Consider the following 21,438-nt stretch of genomic DNA (forward strand, 5'->3'; position numbering starts at 1 on the left):
GTGCGGGCGCTGCTCGTACGACCTCGAAGTGAGGAGTGCAGTGCCAGGCAAGGCCCGCGTACACGAGCTCGCCAAAGAGCTCGGGGTCGACAGCAAGACCGTTCTCGCCACCCTGAAAGAGATGGGCGAGTTCGTTAAGTCCGCGTCCAGCACCGTCGAGGCCCCCGTGGCCCGCCGGCTGCGTGGCGCCCTGGAGCAGGGTGGCGCCATTCCGGCGTCCTCGTCGGCTCCGGCGCCGAGTGCGCCCACCTCCGGTGGCCCCGGCCCGTCCGGCGCTCCGCGTCCGGGTCCCCCGATGGGGCGGCCGCAGCCGCCGCGTCGTCCGGGTCCGGCACCGGCCGCGCCCACCAACAGCCCTACCTCCCCCGCGCCCACCCCCGGTCCGTTCCGGCCGGGCCCCAAGCCGGCCGTTCCCGGCCGTCCGGGCCCGACTCCCGGTCCGGTCGCGAAGCCGGCCAGCGCGCACGACATCGAGGTGGCGGCGGCCGCGGCGCGGGCCTCGGCGCTGAAGGCTGAGCAGGAGGCCGCGGTCAAGGCCGCTCAGGCCGCCCGCACGCGGGACGCCGAGCGTCGTCAGGGCACGACCGAGGGTGGCGCTCCGCGCGGCCCGCGGCCGGGTCCCGGCAGTGTTCCGCCCCGTCCGGGTTCGCCCGCCGCCGGTCGTTCCGGTGGCCAGGGTGGCCCCGGTGCTCCCGGTGGCCCCCGTCCCGGTCCGGCCGGCGGCGCTCCGCGCCCGCCCGCGCGTGGCCCGGGTAACAACCCGTTCGGTGTCTCCGGCGGCGGCGCTCAGCGTCCCTCGCCGGCCTCGATGCCGCGTCCGAACCAGCCCGGCATGCCGCCGCGGCCGAGCCCTGCCTCGATGCCGCCGCGGCCCAGCCCCGCCTCCATGCCCTCGCAGCGTCCCGCCGGTCGCGGCGGCGGCCGTGGTGGCCCCGGCGGCGGTGCCGGTCGTCCCGGCGGTCCCGGTGGCGGCCGTGGCGGCCCCGGTGGCGGCGGCGGTGGCTTCCGTCCCGGTGGTGGCGGCGGCGGTGGCTTCCGTCCCGGCGGTGGTGGCGGCGGCGCCGGTGGCGGTTTCCGTCCCGGTGGCGGCGGTGGCGCCGGTGGTGGCGGCGGTTACCGTGGCGGCCCCGGCGGCGGGACCGGTGGCCCGGTCGGCGCCGGTGCTCCCGGTCGTCCCGGTGGCGGTGGTCCCGGTGGCCGCGGTCGTGGCGGCGGCGCGGCGGGTGCCTTCGGGCGTCCCGGCGGCCGGCCGACGCGTGGCCGCAAGTCGAAGAAGCAGAGGCGTCAGGAGTTCGACAACCTGTCCGCCCCGCAGATGAGCTCCGGTGCTCCTCGCGGTAGTGGCCAGGAGCTCCGGCTCTCGCGCGGCTCGTCGCTCTCCGACTTCGCCGACAAGATCAACGCCAACCCGGGTTCGCTCGTCCAGGAGATGTTCAACCTGGGTGAGATGGTGACCGCCACGCAGTCGGTCTCCGACGACACCCTCAAGCTGCTCGGTGTGCACCTCGGCTTCGAGGTCGTCATCGTCAGCCCCGAGGACGAGGACCGTGAGCTGCTCGCGCAGTTCGACATCGACCTGGACGCCGAGGTGGCGGAGGACCGTCTGGTCACCCGTCCGCCGGTGGTGACCGTCATGGGTCACGTCGACCACGGTAAGACGAAGCTGCTCGACGCGATCCGCAAGACCAACGTGGTCGCCGGCGAGGCGGGTGGCATCACCCAGCACATCGGTGCCTACCAGGTCGTCGTTCCCCACCAGGGCGAGGACCGGGCGATCACCTTCATCGACACCCCGGGTCACGAGGCGTTCACCGCCATGCGTGCCCGTGGCGCCAAGGTCACCGACATCGTGATCCTGGTCGTCGCGGCCGACGACGGCGTCATGCCGCAGACGGTCGAGGCGCTCAACCACGCGAAGGCGGCCGACGTGCCGATCGTCGTCGCGGTGAACAAGGTCGACAAGCCGGACGCCAACCCGGACAAGGTCCGGCAGCAGCTGACCGACTACGGCCTGCTCGCCGAGGAGTACGGCGGCGACACGATGTTCGTCAACGTCGCGGCCAAGCCCGGCATCGGCATCGACGACCTCCTCGAGGCCGTCCTGCTGACCGCCGACGCGGCGCTCGAGCTGACCGCCCCGATCGACGGCCCCGCCCAGGGTGTCGCGGTCGAGGCGCACCTGGACAAGGGTCGCGGTGCCGTGGCCACCGTCCTGGTGCAGAAGGGCACGCTCCGGGCCGGCGACTCGATCGTGGCGGGTGGCGCGCACGGTCGCGTCCGGGCCATGCTCGACGAGCACGGCAACCAGGTGTCCGAGGCGGCTCCGGCGCGTCCGGTCCTGGTGCTCGGTCTCACCTCGGTGCCGAGTGCGGGTGACACGTTCCTCGCGGCTGAGGACGACCGCACGGTGCGGCAGATCGCCGAGCAGCGGCAGGCTCGCCGTCGTGCGGCGACCTTCGCCAACTCGAGCCGCCCGAAGACGATCGACGAGATGATGCGGGACATCAAGGAGGGCGAGAAGGCTTCGCTCACCCTGGTCATCAAGGGCGACGGTTCCGGTTCGGTCGAGGCCCTCGAAGAGGCGCTGTTCAAGATCGAGATCCCGGACGAGATCCAGCTCAAGGTCATCCACCGCGGCGTCGGTGCGATCACCGAGAGCGACGTCAACCTGGCGTCGGCCTCGTCCGAGCAGACCGCGACGATCATCGGCTTCAATGTCCGGGCCTCCAACAAGGTCAAGGAGATGGCCGACCGCGCCGGCGTGGAGATCCGCTACTACAGCGTGATCTACCAGGCCATCGAGGAGATCGAGGCGGCGCTCAAGGGCCTGCTCAAGCCGGAGTTCGAAGAGGTCGAGCTGGGCACGGCGGAGATCCGCGAGGTCTTCCGCTCGTCCAAGATCGGTCTCATCGCCGGCTGTATCGTCCGGTCGGGCCTGCTCAAGCGGAACGCCAAGGCCCGGGTCATCCGGGACGGCACGGTCGTGGCGGACAACGTCACGATCAGCTCGCTGAAGCGGTTCAAGGACGACGCCACCGAGGTCCGCGAGGGCTTCGAGTGTGGTCTGACCCTGAGCGGCTACGGCTCGCCTCAGGTCGGCGACACGATCGAGACGTGGGAGATGCGCGAGAAGCCGCGCGCATAACCCGCACAGCTCGATGACGGCCCCCGGTGCATGTGCGCCGGGGGCCGTCTCGGCACAATGGCGGCATGTCCCGGTATGCCTTGCTGCTCGCTCCCTCTGCCAACCGCGTCTACGCCGATCAGGCGGCCCGGATCTCTCAGGCGGAGCTGGCCGCTTTCGCTCCGGTGCTCTCCTCCGGTCTCGGCGAGATCGCCACCGACGAGATCGGCGGGGTGGAGTATCTGACGTTCGAGGCCGAGCTCGCCGAGACGGACATCGCCTACCTGTCGAACATGTCGTCGGCCTACGCCCTGTTCGAGCGGGTCGGCGACCTGCTGCGGCCGCTCGTGCTCACCCCGCTGGCCCGTTACGACAGCGACCTGATCACCATCCCGAAATACGCCGGCAAGACCAACGAGCAGTTCACCAAGCTGGTGCTGAACCTCACCCTGCTCGGTTCCGCCTTCGCCCGGCGGATGCTCGACGGCGGCCTCACCGTCCTCGACCCGCTGTGCGGCCGCGGCACCACGCTCAACCAGGCCCTGATGTATGGGTACGACGGCATCGGCGTGGAGATCGACGGCAAGGACGTCGAGGCGTACAAGCTGTTCCTGCAGACCTGGCTCAAGCGCAAGCGGCTCAAGCACACCGCCGACCTGATCCCGGTGCGCAGGCAGGGCCGCCGGGCCGCCCGGCGGCTGGAGGTGACCCTCGCGCCGAGCAAGGACGACCACAAGGCCGGCGCGGTGCAGAAGATCATCGTGCTGAACGCCGACACCACCGGCCTCGACGGGCTGATCAAGGGCAACGTCGCCGACCTGATCGTCACCGACCTGCCGTACGGGGTCGCCCACGGCAGTTACGACGAGGACGGTGGCGGCATCACCCGCCGCCCGCTGGACCTGCTGGAGCGGGCCGTGCCCGAGTGGTTGAAGCTGCTGCGCCCAGGTGGCGCGGTCGGCATCTCCTGGAACACCAAGGTCGCCAAGCGCGAGCTGGCCGAGGACATCCTGGTGGCCAACGGGCTGAGGCCGATCGAGTTCCAGCCCCTGGCACACCGGGTGGACCAGGGCATCGAGCGTGACGTGCTGGTGGCCCGGAAATACAGCTGATCCTTCTCCGGAACCCCAGTAGCCTGCTCGCTGATGTATACCGAGACCGCGATCTTCGACCTGCTCCTGCCCGGTGACTCGCAATCGCTGAAGCAGAAGCGTTCCTACGTCCGGCCGATCATCGCGATGCTGAAGAAGTTCGACGTCAGCGTCGCGGAGGTGGGCCTGCACGACCGGCATGGCCGTGCCCTCATCGGGGTAGCCGTGGTGGCGGCGGAGGCTTCCCAGGCGCGTGCCGTCGTCGACACCTGTGAGAACCAGGTGGCCGGCCGGCCCGAGATCGAGCTGCTGTCCGTGAAGCGAAGGCTGTACGGCGACGAGGATTGAGCGCCTGGGTACGCTTCAGCAGTTGGGCGGGGGCGGTACGACCCGCGGGATACACAGTCGGAGGTGGGCGATATGTCCAACCCAGCCAAGACGCGCCGTCACGCGGAGCGGATCAAGGAGCTGGTGGCCAGGCTGGTGCGGGAGATCAAGGATCCCCGCCTCGGCATGGTGACGATCACGGACGCCCGGATCACCGGCGACCTGCGCGAGGCGACGGTCTTCTACACGGTTCTGGGTGACGTGACCGAGCAGGCGTCCACTGCGGCGGCTCTGGAGAGCGCGAAGGGCATGTTGCGCAGCCGGGTCGGCCACGCGCTCGCCCTGCGGCACTCGCCGAGCCTGACGTTCGTGCTGGACAACGTCCAGGAGCACGTCAAGGAGATCGACGATCTTCTGGCCGAGGCGCGGCATCGGGACCAGGAGGTCCAGCAGATCGCGGCGGGTGCGACGTATGCCGGCGATCCGGACCCGTACAAGAGCGAGGACGAGGACGAGTTTGACGGCGACGAGCCCGAACGGGTGGGCGCCCGCGAGGACAACGGGTGACCGACGGCCCGTCCGCGGATCAGTGGGCCGCCGCCGTGGCGGCGGTCCGCTCGACCGGTCCCGATGACGAGATCCAGCTGATCTGCCACGTCAACCCCGACGGGGACGCGCTCGGCAGCATGCTCGGTTTCGGGCTCGGCCTGCGGCGCCTGGGGTTCACCCGGGTGCGGGCGACGTTCCCGGGTGACTTCGAGGTGCCTACGCCGTACCAGAGGCTCCCGGGTGTCGATCTGCTCGTGCCGGAGCCGGACGCCTTCGCCGGCCCGCGCCTGGTCCTGGTCTTCGACGTGGCGAGCGAGTCGCGTCTCGGCGCGCTCGCCGGCCGTCTCGCCGCGGCACCGGCCAGCGTGGTGCTCGATCATCACGCGTCCAACACCGGTTTCGGCGGGGTGCGGCTGGTCGACCCGCATGCGGCGGCGACGTCGGTGGTCGCCGAGGGGCTGCTGAGCCGGCTCGGCGTGCCGCTGGACGCGGAGATCGCCGAGTGCCTCTACGTGGCTCTGGCGACCGACACCGGGTCGTTCAAGTTCGACATGACCACGGTGTCGGTGCACGAGCTGGCGGCGCGGCTGATCGCCACCGGGCTCCGGCCGGGGGAGATCTCCCGCCGGACGTTCGACAGCAAGCCGTTCGGGGCGATGAAGCTGACCGGCGAGGTCATCGGGCGGGCGGTGCTGGAGCCGGCCGCGGCCGGTGGGCGGGGCATGGTGTGGACCTATGCGACGCTGGCCGACCTGGAGCGGCACGGGCAGCCGCCCTACGTGCTGGACACCCTGATCGACCCGGTGCGCTCGGTCGCCGAGGCGGACGTGTCGGTGGTGGTGAAGCAGACGGCGGCGGGTGAGTGGTCGGTGTCGCTGCGCAGCAAGGGCGCGGTCGACGTGAGCGGTGTGGCGGTTTCGCAGGGCGGTGGCGGTCACCGTCTGGCGGCGGGCTTCACGGGGTACGGCGAGCCGGCCGACGTGGTGGACACGGTCCGTCGGCTTCTCGACAGCTACCTGATCCGATAGGCGTTGTCCCTGCGTGGCGGGGGTCACCCGAGCGGGTGGCCTCCGCTTTTCTCGTCCCGGATCCCGGGATCCAGGCCATCTGTGGCGGGACTGAACGTTAGTTTGGGGCCTGAACGGTGATTTGGTTCGCCGCGGCTGCCACCGATGCCCACCGCGAACCCTCGAGCCACCCGGGTCCACCGCCCCGGGTCGCGTCACCTGGGCCAGAGGCCGCGGCGATCCCGGGGCCGGCTGGTGACGCCCCGCTCGACCAATCCGTGCTGGAAGGAAATCTCTCATGGCTGCCAAGCCGAAGCCGAAGCCCGCTGACGACGCCGCCGAGCAGGCGCGCCGCGCTCTGCAGACCTCGATGGACACGCGTCAGTAGGTGTAAGTGACGGGTTGCCTTGCAACCCTTACCAGTGGGCGGGCATCATGGGTATCCATGAGCCCGCCTGCCGATGCGCCCGCCCCGCCACAGCGCACCGCGACGGCCCGCCGGATCGCCGGCCTGGCCCTGCCCGCGCTCGTGGTGCTGGCCGCCGAGCCGCTCTATGTGCTCGTCGACACCGCGGTGGTCGGCCATCTCGGTTCGCTTCCACTGGCCGCCGTCGCGATCGGCGGGACGGTGATGTCGTTCGCGGTCTGGTTCGGCACCCTCATGGCGTATGGGACCACCGGCCGTGCCGCCCGCCGCTTCGGCGCCGGTGACCGGGCCGCCGCCGTCGCCGAGGGGGTCCAGGCGTCCTGGCTGGCCCTCGCCGTCGGCCTGCTCCTCGCCCTTCTCGGCACGGTCGCTGCCGGGCCGCTCGCCGGCCTCCTGGCCGGTGACCCGGCGACCGCCGAGGCCGCCGCCGGGTGGCTGCGGATCGCCGCCCTGGGCGCGCCCGGCCTGCTGCTCGCCGCGGCCGGTAACGGCTGGATGCGGGGCGTCCAGGACACCCGCCGCCCGCTCCGGATCGTCCTCGGTGCCAACGTGCTGTCCGCGATCCTCTGCCCGGTCCTGGTCTATCCGGCCGGTCTCGGCCTGACCGGCTCGGCGATCGCCAACGTCACCGCGCAGACCCTCGGCGGCGCGCTCTTCCTGACCGCGCTGATCCGCGAGACCCGGGCGCTGCGGCCGGTGCCGTCGATCATCGTGCGGCAGGTGGTGCTCGGCCGTGACCTGCTGATCCGGGGCGCGGCCTTCCAGGCCTGCTTCCTGTCCGCGACGGCGGTCGCCTCCCGTTTCGGGGTCGCCGCCGTGGGCGCCCACCAGATCGGGCTGCAGCTCTGGTTCTTCGCCGCCCTGGTGCTCGACGCCGTGGCCATCGCCGCGCAGTCGCTGGTCGGCGCGGCCCTCGGTGCGGGGCTCACCGACGAGGCGCGGGACGTGGCACGCCGGGTCACCCTGGCCGGCGGGGTGGCCGCGGTGGCCTTCGCCGCGCTGGCCGCGGCCGGTGCCTCGGTGGTGCCCGGCTGGTTCACCCCGGACCCGGCGGTGCACGACCAGGCGGCGATCATCTGGCCGTGGTTCGTGGGCCTGCTGCCGTTCGCGGGAGTGGTCTACGCGCTGGACGGGGTGTTCATCGGGGCCGGTGACGTGGCGTTCCTGCGCACGCTGACGATCCTGTCGGCGCTGCTCGGCTTTCTCCCGGCGATCTGGACGGCGTATGCGCTCGACCTGGGCCTCGGCGGGGTGTGGGCCGGCCTCGGGCTGTTCACCCTGGCCCGGTTCGCCGGCCTGATCCTGCGCTGGCGGTCCCCGCGCTGGCTGGTCACGGGTGCCACCCGCTGAGGGCTGTGCCAGGGCCCATAAAGTGGTCGGGTGAACACGGACGGACTGATCGTGGTGGACAAACCGGCCGGGATGACGTCGCACGACGTCGTCGCCCGGATCCGGCGGCTGGCGAAGACCCGGCGGGTGGGGCACGGGGGCACGCTGGACCCGATGGCGACCGGCGTCCTGATCATCGGGGTCAACCGGGCCACCCGGCTCCTGACCTACGTGATCGGTGCGGAGAAGAGCTACGCCGCGACGATCCGGCTCGGCGAGTCGACGATCACCGACGACGCCGAGGGCGACGTGACCGCGACGGTCCCGGCCGGGCACGTGACCGACGAGGCGATCCGGGCCGGTCTGGCCGTCCAGGTCGGGGAGATCGACCAGGTGCCCAGTGCGGTCAGCGCCATCAAGATCAACGGCGAGAGGGCGTACAAGCGGGTGCGCGACGGCGAGACGGTGGAGATCCCGGCCCGCCGGATCACCGTGCACCGCCTCGACGTCCTCGGCATCCGGCGGCCCGAGGGCGGCGACGTGGTCGACGTGGACATCGACGTGACCTGCTCGTCGGGGACGTACATCCGGGCCATCGCCCGTGACCTGGGCACCGCGCTCGGGGTCGGCGGGCATCTCACCGCGCTGCGGCGGACCGCGGTGGGCGGCATGACCCTCGACGCCGCGTCCACCCTGGCCGAGCTGGAGGAGCGTGCGCCCGACGTGATCGGGCTGCCGATGTCCGAGGCGGCCCGCCGCTCGTTCCCGCAGCGGGTCGCCAGCGAGGAGGAGACCCGGGTGCTCCGGCACGGCGGCCCGCTCCCGGCGGTCGGGATCGAGGGGCCCTACGCGGTGTTCGACCCGGCCGGTGAGGTGCTGGCGGTGGTCAGCGAGCGCGACGGCCGGGCCCGGGCCGAGATCGTCCTGGCGCCCGCCTGATCATGGCTCCGGCGCACGGCCGAGGTGGCGGGCGATCGTGGCGACCAGGTCGGCGGCGGCGTACGGCTTGTCCAGGAAGTCGTCGCACCCGGCCGCCAGCGCCGCCTTCTGATCCTGCGGCAGCACACTGGCGGTGACCGCGATGACCGGCGGCCGTGGCTCCCCGGTCGCGGCCAGCTCACGGGCCAGGTTGAGGCCGTTGCCGTCGGGCAGGTTGATGTCGAGCAGGATGAGGTCGAAATCGGTGTCGGCGAGCCGTTCGCGGGCTGCGGACAGGGTCGCGGCGTCGATCAGCTCGGCGTCCCGGACGGCGGCGACGGCGGCCCGGGCCAGCACCGCCTTGACCAGCATGCGGTTCAGCTCCTCGTCCTCGACCAGGAGGATGCGGTGCGGGTCGTTCACGGTTCGGTCCTCCGGGCGTCGATGGGCGGGACAGCGTTGCGGAGCGTGACGGTGATCTCCGGAATCCGGGTGATCCCGCGTCGCGCCGCCGGATGGGGACTCAGCCGCGGCGCCGGTGGTGGTGCCGGTGCGCCGCCACCGTGGGTGAGGGCGTGGGCGACCGCACCACCGGCCATCGCCGTGGCGATCAGCGGCGAGGTCCCGGAGGCGAGTGCCGCCGCGCTCAGCCCGAGCACCGGGGTCTGCCGGCCGGCCGGATCCTGCTCGATCGCCGCGAGCAGGCTGAAGCCGTCCTTCTCCGGCGACTGCATGTCACAGACGATCAGGTCGAACTCGCCGCTGCGGCTGCGGGCCAGCCCGTCCCGGGCGTCGGCGCAGGCCACCACGTCGGCACCGCCGGCCCGCAGGCCCTCGGCGATCGCCCGCCGGGCCTGGTCGTCGTGGTCGACGACCAGCACTCTCGGTACGGCCCGCGCCGCGATCGCGTTGGTCAGGGCACTGAGCAGGGCGGACTGGTCGACCGGCTTGACGAACCAGTCGTGGGCGCCGAGCGTGATCCCGGCCGGCGCCTCGTCGAGGATGCTGGCGAAGAAGACCGGGATGCCGGCCAGCCGGTGGTCGGCCTTGAACCGGCGCAGCACCTCCCAGCCGTCGATCCCGGGCAGTGTGACGTCGAGGACCACGGCGTCCGGGCGGCGTTCCCGGGCCAGCGCCAGGCCGCTCTCCCCGGTGCCGGCCACCTCCACCCGGTAACCGGCGTTGCCCAGCTGGGTGCTCATCAGCTCGGCCGACTGCGGATCGTCCTCGATGAGCAGCACGTACGGCCCGTCGCCGGGATGGGCCGGGGACGGGACGATCGACGCGGCCGGCAGCTCGACGGTGAACTCGCTGCCCTGACCCGGTTCCGACGCCAGGCTGATCACCCCCTTGTGGGCGGCGACCAGCCGGCGGGTCAGCGCCAGCCCCAGCCCGGTGCCGGAGTGCCGCCGTTCCGGATCGCCGGCCTGCTGGAACTCCTCGAAGACCCGGTCCAGGTCCTCGGTGGCGATGCCGACACCGGTGTCGGCCACCACGATCCGGACCCGGTCGCCGGCGGGCCGGGCGGTCACCGTGATGCTGCCGCCGTCCGGGGTGAACTTGACCGCGTTGGAGAGCAGGTTCTCCACGATCTGACGGAACCGCAACCGGTCGGCGAGCGCGGTGACCGGGGCCAGATCGGCGCGGACCGCGAGCCGCTTGCCGGTGAACAGCGGGGCCAGCGAGGTGAGCAGGTCCTCGACGACGGTGTCCACCCGTACCGGGGCGAGGCGCAGTTCCATCCGCCCGGACTCGACCTTGGTCAGGTCCAGGATGTCGTTGATCAGCCCGAGCAGGTGACGGCCGCTGCTGTGCACATGGTCGACCCATTCGGCGGGCACCCTGCGGCGGTCACCCTCCGGCTCTTCGAGCCGCATCAGGTCGCTGAAACCGATGATGGCGTTCAGCGGGGTACGCAACTCGTGGCTCATGTTCGCCAGGAAGTCGCTCTTCGCCTGACTGGCCAGGGTCAGCGCCTTCACCGACGCGGTCAGCTCGGCCGTGATCGCCTGCCGCTCGGCCAGCAGCCCGGCGTGTCCGCCGAGATCGGCGAGCAGCCGCAGATCGTCCTCGCTGAACAGGTTGCGATACCGGTTGAACAGCAGCACCGCCCCCTCGACGTCGGGCGGCACCCGCATCCGCAGCACCCGGACGTAGTCGTCGGCCAGCTCGTCGCCGAAGTGGCGGGCCAGGCCAGGCCCACCGTCGCCGAGCCGGATCTGCGCCCGCCCGCGGGCCAGCCGCTCCAGGTCGGCGTCGATCGGGTCGCCGGTGGCGGGCAGATCCGGGCCCGAGTACGCGATCCGCGCGTACGCCCCCGGGGGTGACCGCAGCAGGACCGCGACCGCGTCCGCGCCGGTCTGGTCCCGCATCACCTCCGCGTAGGTCTGCCAGACCTGGTCCGGCGCGTGCAGCAGCCGTTCGGTGACCAGGCGGGCCGCCGCGGCCGCGAAGGCCCGCCGCAGCCATCGTGGCGGCTGGAAGGCGATCAGGTAACCGACCGCGCTGACCAGGGCCAGCACCATGCTCATCCCGCGCCACGGCGAGTCGGCGGTACGCCCGCGCAGCAGGATCACGCAACCGAAGGCGACCGTCGCGCCGGCGGCGATCATCAGCCGGGCCCGGTTCGCGCCGGTCCGCTGCCGTGCCTCGCCGAACAGCAGCCAGGCCGCGATCAGCTCGACGATCAGGAAGTAGAGCACCGAGGGGATCCGGGCCGGGGTGGGCAGTGGCAGCGGCAGGACGAGGATCAGGACCAGCAGCGTGAGGTATCCCAGCAGGACGGCGACGGTCAACATCCGCGGCACGGCGCGCAACCGGGCGGCGAGACGGAGCGTGAGGTACGGCTGGACGAGCACCGCGGCGGCGCCGGCCGCGTGCAGCCACCGGGGGAGCACCCCGCCCTGGGCCGAGCGCACCATGTCGACGCAGAAGACCAGCACGAACGGCGCGAATACCAGTGTCACGTCGCGGCGCAGCGGGTCGGGTCGGCGGAGGTGGCCGGCCAGAGCACGAAGGAAGAGCACCGCGAAGGTGACCTCCGCAGCGAGCAGTACGAGGCGAATCCACCCGACGCTCATTTCACGATTTATCGTACTCAGGCGGGCGAGGTGGAGGGCTGATACCGGCGGCCTGAACGATCGATACGCTAGGGCCGGGCAATGTCGGCGGAGGAGCGTTCGATGCAGCGATGGCGGGGATTCGAGACGATCCCGTCCGGGTGGGGCCGGTCGGTCGTGACGATCGGTGTCTTCGACGGGGTGCACCGTGGCCACCAGGCGATCATCGGGCACGCGGTGAAACGTGCCCGTGACTCGGGCCTCCAGTCCGTGGTGATGACCTTCGACCCGCACCCGGCCGAGGTGGTGCGCCCGGGTTCGCACCCGGCGGTGCTCACCGAGCCGGTCCGCAAGGCGGAGCTGATCGAGGCGCTCGGCGTGGACGCGCTGTGCGTGGTGCCGTTCACCCCGGCCTTCTCCCAGCTGACACCCAGCGAGTTCGTCCACGACGTGCTGGTCGAGTCGCTGCACACGGCGTCCGTGGTGGTGGGCGACAACTTCCGGTTCGGACACCGGGCGGCCGGTGACGTGGAGCTGCTCGAGTCGCTCGGGCGCACGTTCGGCTTCACCGTCGAGGACGCCCCGCTCGTGGCCGAGGACGGACTGGTGTTCTCCTCGACGTACATCCGTAGTTGTGTCGACGCCGGGGACGTCCGGGCCGCGGCCGCCGCGCTCGGCCGTCCGCACCGCCTCGCCGGCGTGGTCGTCCGCGGTGACCAGCGCGGTCGTGAGCTGGGCTTTCCGACCGCCAATCTGATGACCCACCGCTATGCGGCGGTGCCGGCCGACGGGATCTATGCCGCCTGGCTCACCCGCGGCGGGGAGAAAGGCGTCCGGTTGCCGGCCAGCGTTTCGATCGGCACCAATCCCACATTCTCCGGCCGCGAACGCCGCGTCGAGGCGTACGTGCTCGATTTCTCCGGCGACCTGTACGGCGAGCGGGTGAGCCTCGATTTCGTGGCCCTCCTGCGTGAGCAGCGTAAATATGACGCCATCGAGCCGTTGGTGGCTCAGATCGAGGCCGACGTCGCCCAGACCCGGGTGTTACTGAGTTGACCCCCTGGTAGGGTTGAACGGTCGTTGGAATATCCGACACCGGTCCCGCCTGCCTGCCCGACGCCGCGGGTCGCGGGGTAACCGTGCAATCGGCAACACAGAATCCCGGAGAACATGGCGCTCGATCAAGAGACCAAGAACAAGATCATGGGTGAGTACGCGACCAAGGAGGGCGACACCGGTTCGCCCGAGGTTCAGGTCGCCATGCTCACCAAGCGGATCGCCGACCTGACCGAGCACCTCAAGCTGCACAAGCACGACCACCACAGCCGTCGTGGTCTGCTGCTCCTGGTCGGTCAGCGCCGCCGCCTTCTGAACTACGTTCAGAAGAAGGACATCGCCCGCTACCGGACGCTCATCGAGCGCCTCGGCCTGCGCCGCTAGTTCGATCCTGGGGGAGTTCGCTCCCCCAGGAAGCACCACAGAAACCCCACGGACCCGCGCGGATCACTCCGTCAGCACCGGTCCTCGGTAGTGGTTCCCAGGTGACGTCCCTGGGCACTTCGATCGAAGACCGGCTCGACTGAAACGCGCTGTTGACCGCCGGGTCCTCGACGAAGGAGTACCGCACTTCATGACCGAGCAGAACAACGCTCTCGGCAACGAATCCCGCACCGCCGTCATCGACAACGGATCGTTCGGCACCCGCGAGATCGTCTTCTCCACCGGCCGCCTCGCACAGCAGGCCGCCGGCTCGGTGATCGTCCAGCTGGGCGACACCACCGTCCTCTCCGCGACGACCGCCAGCAAGCAGCCGAAGGACCACTTCGACTTCTTCCCGCTGACCGTCGACGTCGAGGAGCGGATGTACGCCGCGGGCCGCATCCCCGGCTCGTTCTTCCGGCGTGAGGGCCGTCCGTCCGAGGACGCCATCCTCACCTGCCGCCTGATCGACCGGCCGCTGCGCCCGTCGTTCACCAAGGGCCTGCGCAACGAGGTCCAGGTCGTCGAGACCGTCCTCGCGCTCGACCCGGCCCACCCGTACGACGTCGTCGCGATGAACGCCGCCTCGATGTCCACCAAGCTCTCCGGCCTGCCGTTCAGCGGCCCGGTCGGCTCGACCCGCGTCGCGCACGTCGAGGGTCAGTGGATCGCCTTCCCGACGCTCGAGGAGCTCGAGCGCGCCACGTTCGACATGGTCGTGGCCGGTCGCGTCACCGCCGAGGGCGACGTCGCGATCATGATGGTCGAGGCCGAGGCCACCCCGCACGCGATCAAGCTGATCTCGGCCGGCGCCACCGCGCCGACCGAGGAGGTCGTCGCGAGTGGTCTGGAGGCCGCCAAGCCGGCCATCCGCGAGCTGTGCCGCGCGCAGAGCGAGCTGGCCGCGGTCGCCGCGAAGCCGGTCGCCGAGTTCCCGGTCTTCCTGGACTACCAGGACGACGTGTACTCCGCGGTCTCCGACGCGGTCCGCACCGAGGTCGCCGAGGCGCTGAAGATCGCCGGCAAGCAGGAGCGCGAGGAGTCCCTCGACCTGGTCAAGGCGAAGGCGCACGAGCTGCTCGACGAGCGGTTCGAGGGCCGGGAGAAGGAGATCAGCGCGGCGTTCCGCTCGGTCACCAAGTCCGAGGTGCGCCAGCGCGTGCTGCGCGAGCAGGTCCGCATCGACGGCCGTGGCCCGCGTGACATCCGCCCGCTGACCGCGCTGACCGGCGTGCTGCCCCGCGTGCACGGCTCGGCCCTGTTCGAGCGCGGCGAGACCCAGATCCTGGGCGTCACCACGCTGAACATGCTGCGCCTGGAGCAGTCGCTGGACACTCTCGCTCCCGAGAAGACCAAGCGCTACATGCACAACTACAACTTCCCGCCCTACTCGACCGGTGAGACCGGCCGGGTGGGTTCGCCGAAGCGCCGCGAGATCGGTCACGGCGCGCTGGCCGAGCGGGCCCTGGTGCCGGTTCTGCCGTCGCGCGAGGAGTTCCCGTACGCGATCCGTCAGGTCTCCGAGGCCCTCGGCTCCAACGGCTCCACCTCGATGGGCTCGGTCTGCGCCTCGACGCTGGCCCTGCTCAGCGCCGGTGTGCCGCTGAAGGCGCCGGTCGCCGGCATCGCGATGGGCCTGATCTCGGACGAGGTCGACGGCAAGACCGAGTACGTCGCGCTGACCGACATCCTCGGTGCCGAGGACGCGTTCGGTGACATGGACTTCAAGGTCGCCGGTACCAGCGAGTTCGTCACCGCCCTGCAGCTGGACACCAAGCTCGACGGCATCCCGTCGGACGTGCTGGCCGGCGCGCTGCAGCAGGCGCACGAGGCCCGCGCCACGATCCTCGCGGTCATGACCGCCGCGATCGAGGGCCCGGCCGCGATGAGCGAGCACGCCCCGCGGGTCACCACCGTGAAGATCCCGGTCGACAAGATCGGTATGGTGATCGGCCCGAAGGGCCAGACCATCAACGCGATCCAGGACGAGACCGGCGCCGACATCTCCATCGAGGACGACGGCACGATCTACGTCGGTGCGACCAACGGCCCGGCCGCCGAGGCCGCCGTCGAGCGGATCAACGCGATCGCCAACCCGACGCTGCCGAAGGTCGGCGACAAGTTCCTCGGCACCGTGGTGAAGACCGCCGCGTTCGGCGCCTTCATCTCGCTGCTGCCCGGCCGCGACGGCCTGCTGCACATCTCCAAGGTGGGCGACGGCAAGCGGGTCGACAAGGTCGAGGACTTCCTCAACGTCGGCGACAAGGTCGAGGTGTCCATCGCGGACATCGACGCCCGCGGCAAGATCTACCTGGACAAGGTCCGCCCCGAGGGCGAGGAGGCCCCCGCGGCCGCCGCGGCTCCCTCGGAGAACCGGCCCCCGCGCGAGGAGCGTGCTCCCCGTGGTGAGGGTGGTGGCGAGCCCCGCCGTCGGCGGTCGCGCCCGTCCGGCGACCGTGGCGAGCGCCGCGACTAGGTGACAGCGAACGACGAACGCGGGCCGGCCACCAGGTCGGCCCGCGTTTCTACCCGGACCCTCCAGGGCGGTGTCAAGAGGACCGTCCTGCCCAGCGGCCTGCGCGTCATCACCGAGGCGATCCCGACCACCCGCAGTGCCGCCCTCGGCATCTGGGTCGGCATCGGCTCCCGTGACGAGACCCCGTCTTTGCACGGCGCCTCGCACTTCCTGGAGCACCTGCTCTTCAAGGGCACCCACAAGCGTTCCGCCCTGGACATCTCCTCGGAGATCGAGGCGGTCGGCGGCGAGACCAACGCCTTCACCACGAAGGAGTACACCTGCTACTACGCGCGGGTGCTCGACGCCGATCTCCCGCTCGCGGTGGACGTGCTGGTCGACGCGGTGGCCGACTCGATCCTCGACCCGGCGGACGTCGAGACCGAACGTGGCGTGATCCTCGAGGAGATCGCCATGCACGAGGACGAGCCCGGTGACGAGGTGCACGACGTCTTCGCCGAGGCGATCTACGGCGACCACCCGCTCGGCCGGCTGATCTCCGGCACCCCCGAGTCGATCACCCCGATGACCCGGGACCAGATCAACCGCTTCTACCGCCGCCGCTACACGGCGCCGGAGGTCCTCGTCGCGGCGGCCGGCAACCTCGACCACCAGACGGTGGTCCGGCTGGTCCGCAAGGCCCTTGCCGGCACCCCGCTGGACACCGGCCAGGCGGATCCGGCACCGCCGCGTCCGTCCGATTCCCGGGTACGGGTACGCAAGGCCCGTGACGTCGTCCTGCACCGCGACACCGAGCAGGCGCACATCGTGCTGGGCGGGCCCGGCCTGGGCCGGCACGACGAGCGCCGGTTCGCGATGGGCGTGCTCAACAACGTGCTGGGCGGCGGCATGTCGAGCCGCCTGTTCCAGGAGATCCGGGAGAAGCGCGGCCTGGCCTACTCGGTCTACTCGTATGCCGGGCAGTACGCCGACAGCGGCCTCTTCGGTGTCTACGCGGGCTGTGCCCCGGCGAAGGCCCGCGAGGTGCTCGACCTGATCCGGCTCGAACTGGACCGGGTGGCGAGCGACGGCATCACGCCCGAGGAACTGGTCCGGGGCAAGGGCATGGCCAAGGGGTCGTTCGTGCTGGGCCTGGAGGACACCGGGTCGAGGATGAGCCGGCTGGCCAAGTCGGAGCTGCTGCACGGTGACCTGATGGGTGTCGACGAGATGCTCGCCCGGGTGGACACGGTCACCGCCGAGGAGGTCCACGCGGTCGCCGCGGCGCTGCTGGCTCAGCCGTTGTCGCTGGCCGTGGTCGGCCCGTTCGAGGCCGGCGAGCTCCCCGCGTGACGCTACCGTAGTGAAGACCACCGTGCGGCCGTCCGTGCGGTGGTCCGGCCCGGGCCGTACGTTAAGTTGACGGTGTGACTGAGCTGCCTGAATCCATCCGTGTCGGTGTTCTCGGCGCCCGGGGCCGCATGGGCCTCGAGGTGTGCAAGGCGGTCGACGCCGCCGAGGACCTCGCCCTCGTGTCGATGATCGACCAGGGTGAGGAGCTGTTCCAGGCGTCCGACGCCGGTGCCCAGGTGCTCGTCGACTTCACCAACCCCGACGTCGTCATGGACAACCTGCACTGGGCGATCGAGCAGGGCATCCACGTCGTCGTCGGCACCTCCGGCTTCACCGAGCAGCGGCTGGAGCGGGTGCGCGGCTGGCTGGCCGCCAAGCCCGGCGTCGGCGTGCTGATCGCGCCGAACTTCGGGATCGGCGCCGTCCTGATGATGCAGTTCGCCGCCCGCGCCGCACGGTACTTCGAGTCCGTCGAGATCATCGAGCAGCACCACCCGCGCAAGCTGGACGCGCCGAGCGGCACCTCGATGCACACCGCCAAGGTGATCGCCGAGGCCCGCGCCGCGGCCGGCTGCCCGCCGATGCCCGACGCCACCAAGGAGGAGCAGCTCGGTGCCCGCGGCACCGAGATCGACGGGGTGCGGGTCCACTCGATCCGCGCCGCCGGCCTGGTGGCACACCAGGAGGTGCTGTTCGGCACCTCCGGCGAGACACTGACCATCCGGCACGACTCGCTGGACCGGTCGTCGTTCATGCCGGGCGTGCTGCTCGCGGTCCGCAGCGTGCTCACCCGGCCCGGCCTGACCATCGGCCTGGACCCGCTGCTGGAGGGCTAGGCCTCCTCCTCCGCGACCGTCACCGCGACGTGCAGGCGGAGCTGTGGTACCAGGAGGTCGTCGACATCCAGGGCCCGGCCCGCCCCGTCCGGCTCCCAGCCGGTCGAGGAGAGGAACTTCCGCATCGCCTCGTCGGCCTCGTAGACCCAGGCCACCGCGGTCCGGAACCCGTCGTCACGCCAGTTGTCGACAGCGGCCGCGAGCAGCCGGCTGCCGTGGCCGCGACGGCCCCAGCGCGGCTCGATGAGCAGGTCGGTGACGGCTGCGACGTCGTCGGCAAGGGGTTTCTCCTCCGGCGCCAGCGCCTGCTCGTCGGCCGGCCCGGACGCGGCGAAACCGACCACGTGGGCCGAGCTCTCGCCCTGCTCGACGGCGATCAGGACCCGGTGCCGGGACGACGGCGGCGCGGTGATCGCTTCGGTCCAGCCGCGGGCCAGATAGCCCTCGTCGAGGTTCTCCAGCACGTGCGGCGGGAACATCCGCCGGTACGCGGTGCGCCACGTGGAGAGCTGGATGCGAGCGATCTCCGCGGCGTCCTCGGGACGGGCGGGACGGACGAAGCCGAGTGCCATGGCGGCAACTTTGTCATACCCGTCACCTAGTCTTCCCCGGTGGCCGTGTCCGAATCGCTTTCCGTCGCCCAGGCCCGCCGGATCACGCTGGCGGCCCAGGGCTTCCTCGACCCACGACCGGGTGGCGCCACCGACATGCGCCACCTGCGCCGGGTCCTGCGCCGCCTGCACCTGATCCAGATGGATTCGGTCAACGTGCTGCAGCGTGCCCACTTCATGCCGCTCTACAGCCGGCTGGGCCCCTACGACCCGGGGCTGCTGGAGCGGGCCGCCTACCGCCGGCCCCGTGACCTGTTCGAGTTCTGGGGCCACGAGGCGTCGCTCATCCGCACCGACCTCCAGCCGCTGTTCCGCTGGCGGATGGCCCGGGCCCACGAGTTCGCCTGGGGCAACATGCGCCGCATCGCCCAGGAGCAGCCACAGCTGGTCGCCTGGGTGCTCGACGAGGTGCGCGACCGCGGCCCGATCACCGCCGCCGAGATCGAGCACGACGCCCCCCGCGCCAAGGACCACTGGGGGTGGAACTGGTCGGTCGTCAAGCAGGCGCTGGAGTGGCTGTTCTACACCGGCCAGGTCACCGCCGCCGAGCGCACCACCTCGTTCGCCCGGCGCTACGACCTGCCCGAGCGGGTGCTGCCGCCGGCCGTGCTGGCCGCGCCCGACCCATCGCCCGGCGAGGCGTTCCGCGCCCTCGTGGAGCTCTCGGCGCGGGCGCTCGGGGTGGCCGGTGAGGCCGAGCTGCGCGACTACTTCCGCCTGCCGGTGCAACCCTGCCGGACGGCGATCGCCGAGCTGGCCGAGGCCGGGGTGCTGCGCCCGGTCACCGTCCCGGGGTGGAAAGCGGCGTGGCTGCACCACGAGGCACGCCTGCCCCGGCGGGTGTCGGCGGCTACCCTGGTCAGCCCGTTCGACCCGCTGATCTGGGAGCGGGCCCGCACCGAGCGGCTGTTCGGCATGACCTACCGGATCGAGATCTACGTGCCCAGACCCCAGCGGCTGTACGGGTATTACGTGCTCCCGTTCCTGCTGGGCGACCGGTTCGCGGCCCGCGTCGACCTGAAGGCGGATCGCCGCACGGGGGAGCTGCAGATCCCGGCGGCGTGGCTGGAGCCCGGCGCCGAGCCGGAGGAGACCGCCACCGCCCTGGCCGCCGAGCTGTCCCGCCTGGCCGGCTGGCTGGGCCTGCACACGGTCATGCCACCGGAGCGGGGCGACTTCCTGGCCCCGCTGGCGGCCGCTCTCCGCGCGGCGAGCGTTCCGTCTTCGCAAGCGGCGGCCGTTCCGTCTTCGCAAGCGGCGGCCGTTCCGTCTTCGCAGGCTCCGGCCGTTCCGTCTTCGCACGCGCCAGGCGCTCCGTCTTCGCACGCGCCAGGCGCTCCGTCTTCGCACGCGGAGGGCACTCCGGGGAGCGATCCGCGGGCGCCGCGGGTGTAGCGTGACGGCCATGAGCGTTGCCGAGCTGCCCGCCTGGCTCGCCGACCAGCCGATCCAGGGCCCACCGGTGCCGCCCGAGTGGTTCCACTACTACCCCGCGCCCGAGCCCGACCGCCTCACCCGGTTCGTCAACCGGGTCGCGGCCCGGTCACCGATGTGGCTGGCGCCGTTCGCCGTCCTGGCCTGCACAGGCGCCGCAGTGGGCTACACACTGATCACCGACCCGGCCACCTCGGAGGCCGGCGAGGCGCCGTCGTGCCTGCTCAAATACCTGACCGGCTTTGTCTGCCCGGGTTGCGGCGGCACCCGCGCGGCGTGGTTCCTGCTGCACGGCGACGTGCCCGCGGCGGCCCGCCACCACCTGCTGTTCGTTTTCGCGGTGCCGTTCCTGATCTATATGTATGTGGCGTGGGCCGGCCGCCGGGTGTTCCGGTGGAAGCTGCCGGAGCTCACGATCAGTCCGGCCGTCATGATCACATTCATGGCGGTCTGGGGCGTCTGGAGCATCCTGCGTAACCTCCCATGGGCGCCGTTCACCGCTTTCTACGTGTGACCGGAGCGTCCGATAGGTTGTCAGGTATGACGCACGACCCGCGGCCCTTCGGACGGCTGCTGACCGCCATGGTGACCCCGTTCACCCCGGACGGTTCCCTGGACCTGGAGGGCGCGGCCCGTCTCGCCGCCCACCTCGTCGACGAGCAGCGCAACGACGCTCTCGTGATCAGCGGCACCACCGGAGAGTCCCCCACCACCTCCGACGCGGAGAAGGAGCAGTTGCTCCGCGTCGTGATCGAGACCGTCGGGGACAGGGCGAAGGTTCTGGCGGGCGTGGGCACCAACAACACCGCCCACACCATCGAGCTGGCACACGCCGCGGAGAAGGCCGGGGCACACGGCCTGCTGGTCGTGACGCCGTATTACAGCAAGCCGCCACAGGCGGGCGTCGAGCGCCACTTCCGCACCGTCGCCGACGCCACCGGCCTGCCGATCATGGTCTACGACATCCCGCACCGGGCCGGCACGGCGATCACCACCGAGACGATGGTGCGCCTCGCCGACCACGAGCGGATCGTCGCGGTCAAGGACGCCAAGGGCGACCTGGTCGCCAGCTCGCACGTGCTGGCCCGCACCGATCTGGCCTACTACTCCGGCGACGACGCGGCCACCCTGCCGTTGCTCGCGATCGGCGGGGTCGGCCTGGTGGGCACGTCGACGCACTTCACCGGCGGGATCGCCAAGGAGATGATCGAGGCGTGGGAGCGGGGCGACGCGGCCGCCGCGCTCACCCTGCACCGCACCGCTCTCCCCCTGTTCACCGGCATCTTCCGGACACAGGGGGTCATGCTGGTCAAGGCCGGCCTGGGGGCGCTCGGGCTGCCCGCGGGGCCGGTCCGCTCGCCGCTGGTCGACGCGACCGGCGAGGAATTGGATCAACTGCGCCAGGACGCCGCCGCGGCCGGCATCGTGCTCTGACAGGA

General features: G+C 71.5%; 18 protein-coding genes and 1 pseudogene. 16 read left to right on the forward strand and 3 right to left on the reverse strand.

The annotated features are described in order from the left end of the window. Positions 1-40: 40 nt before the first annotated feature. The 8 genes and pseudogenes from ACFO0C_RS23680 to truB all read left to right on the forward strand — a co-directional run. Positions 41-191, forward strand: a pseudogene (locus ACFO0C_RS23680) (translation initiation factor IF-2 N-terminal domain-containing protein); the annotation flags it as partial. A 104-nt stretch (positions 192-295) separates the two neighbouring features. After that, positions 296-3,145 (forward strand): translation initiation factor IF-2, encoded by a 2,850-nt coding sequence (gene infB / locus ACFO0C_RS23685; RefSeq protein WP_378069135.1) that lies wholly within the window; start codon positions 296-298, stop codon positions 3,143-3,145. A gap of 65 nt (positions 3,146-3,210) precedes the next feature. Then, a complete protein-coding gene (locus ACFO0C_RS23690) occupies positions 3,211-4,236 on the forward strand; it encodes a TRM11 family SAM-dependent methyltransferase (RefSeq protein WP_378068844.1) in 1,026 nt (341 codons plus the stop codon). A 33-nt stretch (positions 4,237-4,269) separates the two neighbouring features. After that, complete coding sequence (locus ACFO0C_RS23695) at positions 4,270-4,563, forward strand: DUF503 domain-containing protein (RefSeq protein ID WP_378068845.1); 294 nt, start codon at positions 4,270-4,272, stop codon at positions 4,561-4,563. 72 nt (positions 4,564-4,635) lie between these two features. Beyond that, complete coding sequence (gene rbfA / locus ACFO0C_RS23700) at positions 4,636-5,109, forward strand: 30S ribosome-binding factor RbfA (protein WP_378068846.1); 474 nt, start codon at positions 4,636-4,638, stop codon at positions 5,107-5,109. Then, positions 5,106-6,119: a DHH family phosphoesterase gene (locus tag ACFO0C_RS23705; RefSeq protein ID WP_378068847.1), complete on the forward strand. Its 1,014-nt coding sequence runs from the start codon at positions 5,106-5,108 to the stop codon at positions 6,117-6,119. Before rbfA ends, ACFO0C_RS23705 begins: the two co-directional genes overlap by 4 nt. Before the next feature lie 424 nt (positions 6,120-6,543). Next, the gene (locus ACFO0C_RS23710) at positions 6,544-7,875 is read left to right on the forward strand and encodes an MATE family efflux transporter (protein WP_378068848.1); all 1,332 of its coding nucleotides are present in this window, start codon (positions 6,544-6,546) and stop codon (positions 7,873-7,875) included. Between the two features lie 72 nt (positions 7,876-7,947). Beyond that, positions 7,948-8,793, forward strand: a complete 846-nt coding sequence (gene truB, locus ACFO0C_RS23715; protein WP_378069136.1) for a tRNA pseudouridine(55) synthase TruB — start codon at positions 7,948-7,950, stop codon at positions 8,791-8,793. On the opposite strand, the gene ACFO0C_RS23720 is transcribed toward truB, so the two are convergent. After that, complete coding sequence (locus ACFO0C_RS23720; protein ID WP_378068849.1) at positions 8,794-9,195, reverse strand: response regulator; 402 nt, start codon at positions 9,193-9,195, stop codon at positions 8,794-8,796. Then, a complete protein-coding gene (locus tag ACFO0C_RS23725; RefSeq protein WP_378068850.1) occupies positions 9,192-11,852 on the reverse strand; it encodes a hybrid sensor histidine kinase/response regulator in 2,661 nt (886 codons plus the stop codon). The genes ACFO0C_RS23720 and ACFO0C_RS23725 overlap by 4 nt, the downstream gene beginning before the upstream one ends. A gap of 102 nt (positions 11,853-11,954) precedes the next feature. Here ACFO0C_RS23725 and ACFO0C_RS23730 point away from each other — a divergent pair, with 102 nt between their 5' ends. The 5 genes from ACFO0C_RS23730 to dapB all read left to right on the forward strand — a co-directional run bounded on the left by ACFO0C_RS23730 (position 11,955) and on the right by dapB (position 17,954). Then, a complete protein-coding gene (locus ACFO0C_RS23730) occupies positions 11,955-12,887 on the forward strand; it encodes a bifunctional riboflavin kinase/FAD synthetase (RefSeq protein WP_378068851.1) in 933 nt (310 codons plus the stop codon). A gap of 114 nt (positions 12,888-13,001) precedes the next feature. After that, positions 13,002-13,271: a 30S ribosomal protein S15 gene (gene rpsO / locus ACFO0C_RS23735; protein ID WP_360292687.1), complete on the forward strand. Its 270-nt coding sequence runs from the start codon at positions 13,002-13,004 to the stop codon at positions 13,269-13,271. A 190-nt stretch (positions 13,272-13,461) separates the two neighbouring features. Next, positions 13,462-15,786, forward strand: a complete 2,325-nt coding sequence (locus ACFO0C_RS23740; RefSeq protein ID WP_378068852.1) for a polyribonucleotide nucleotidyltransferase — start codon at positions 13,462-13,464, stop codon at positions 15,784-15,786. Further along, the gene (locus tag ACFO0C_RS23745; protein WP_378068853.1) at positions 15,787-17,118 is read left to right on the forward strand and encodes a M16 family metallopeptidase; all 1,332 of its coding nucleotides are present in this window, start codon (positions 15,787-15,789) and stop codon (positions 17,116-17,118) included. Positions 17,119-17,192: 74 nt separating this feature from the next. Continuing rightward, positions 17,193-17,954: a 4-hydroxy-tetrahydrodipicolinate reductase gene (gene dapB, locus ACFO0C_RS23750; protein ID WP_378068854.1), complete on the forward strand. Its 762-nt coding sequence runs from the start codon at positions 17,193-17,195 to the stop codon at positions 17,952-17,954. Here dapB and ACFO0C_RS23755 read toward each other — a convergent pair. Further along, positions 17,951-18,526, reverse strand: a complete 576-nt coding sequence (locus ACFO0C_RS23755) for a GNAT family N-acetyltransferase (RefSeq protein WP_378068855.1) — start codon at positions 18,524-18,526, stop codon at positions 17,951-17,953. The genes dapB and ACFO0C_RS23755 overlap by 4 nt on opposite strands. A gap of 39 nt (positions 18,527-18,565) precedes the next feature. Here ACFO0C_RS23755 and ACFO0C_RS23760 point away from each other — a divergent pair, with 39 nt between their 5' ends. Genes ACFO0C_RS23760 through dapA form a run of 3 tightly spaced genes read left to right on the forward strand, consistent with a single transcriptional unit; the run spans position 18,566 to position 21,433 of the window. After that, positions 18,566-19,960 carry a winged helix-turn-helix domain-containing protein gene (locus ACFO0C_RS23760; RefSeq protein WP_378068856.1) on the forward strand — a complete coding sequence of 465 codons (1,395 nt, stop codon included), beginning with the start codon at positions 18,566-18,568 and terminating at the stop codon, positions 19,958-19,960. 10 nt (positions 19,961-19,970) lie between these two features. Next, positions 19,971-20,513, forward strand: coding sequence for a DUF2752 domain-containing protein (locus ACFO0C_RS23765; protein ID WP_378068857.1), 543 nt, complete (start codon positions 19,971-19,973; stop codon positions 20,511-20,513). Positions 20,514-20,539: 26 nt separating this feature from the next. After that, positions 20,540-21,433: a 4-hydroxy-tetrahydrodipicolinate synthase gene (gene dapA / locus ACFO0C_RS23770; RefSeq protein ID WP_378068858.1), complete on the forward strand. Its 894-nt coding sequence runs from the start codon at positions 20,540-20,542 to the stop codon at positions 21,431-21,433. The last annotated feature ends 5 nt before the right edge of the window (positions 21,434-21,438 follow it).

The sequence above is a fragment of the Actinoplanes subglobosus genome (assembly GCF_042650585.1).
In the GTDB taxonomy this organism is placed as follows: Bacteria; Actinomycetota; Actinomycetes; order Mycobacteriales; family Micromonosporaceae; genus Actinoplanes; species Actinoplanes subglobosus.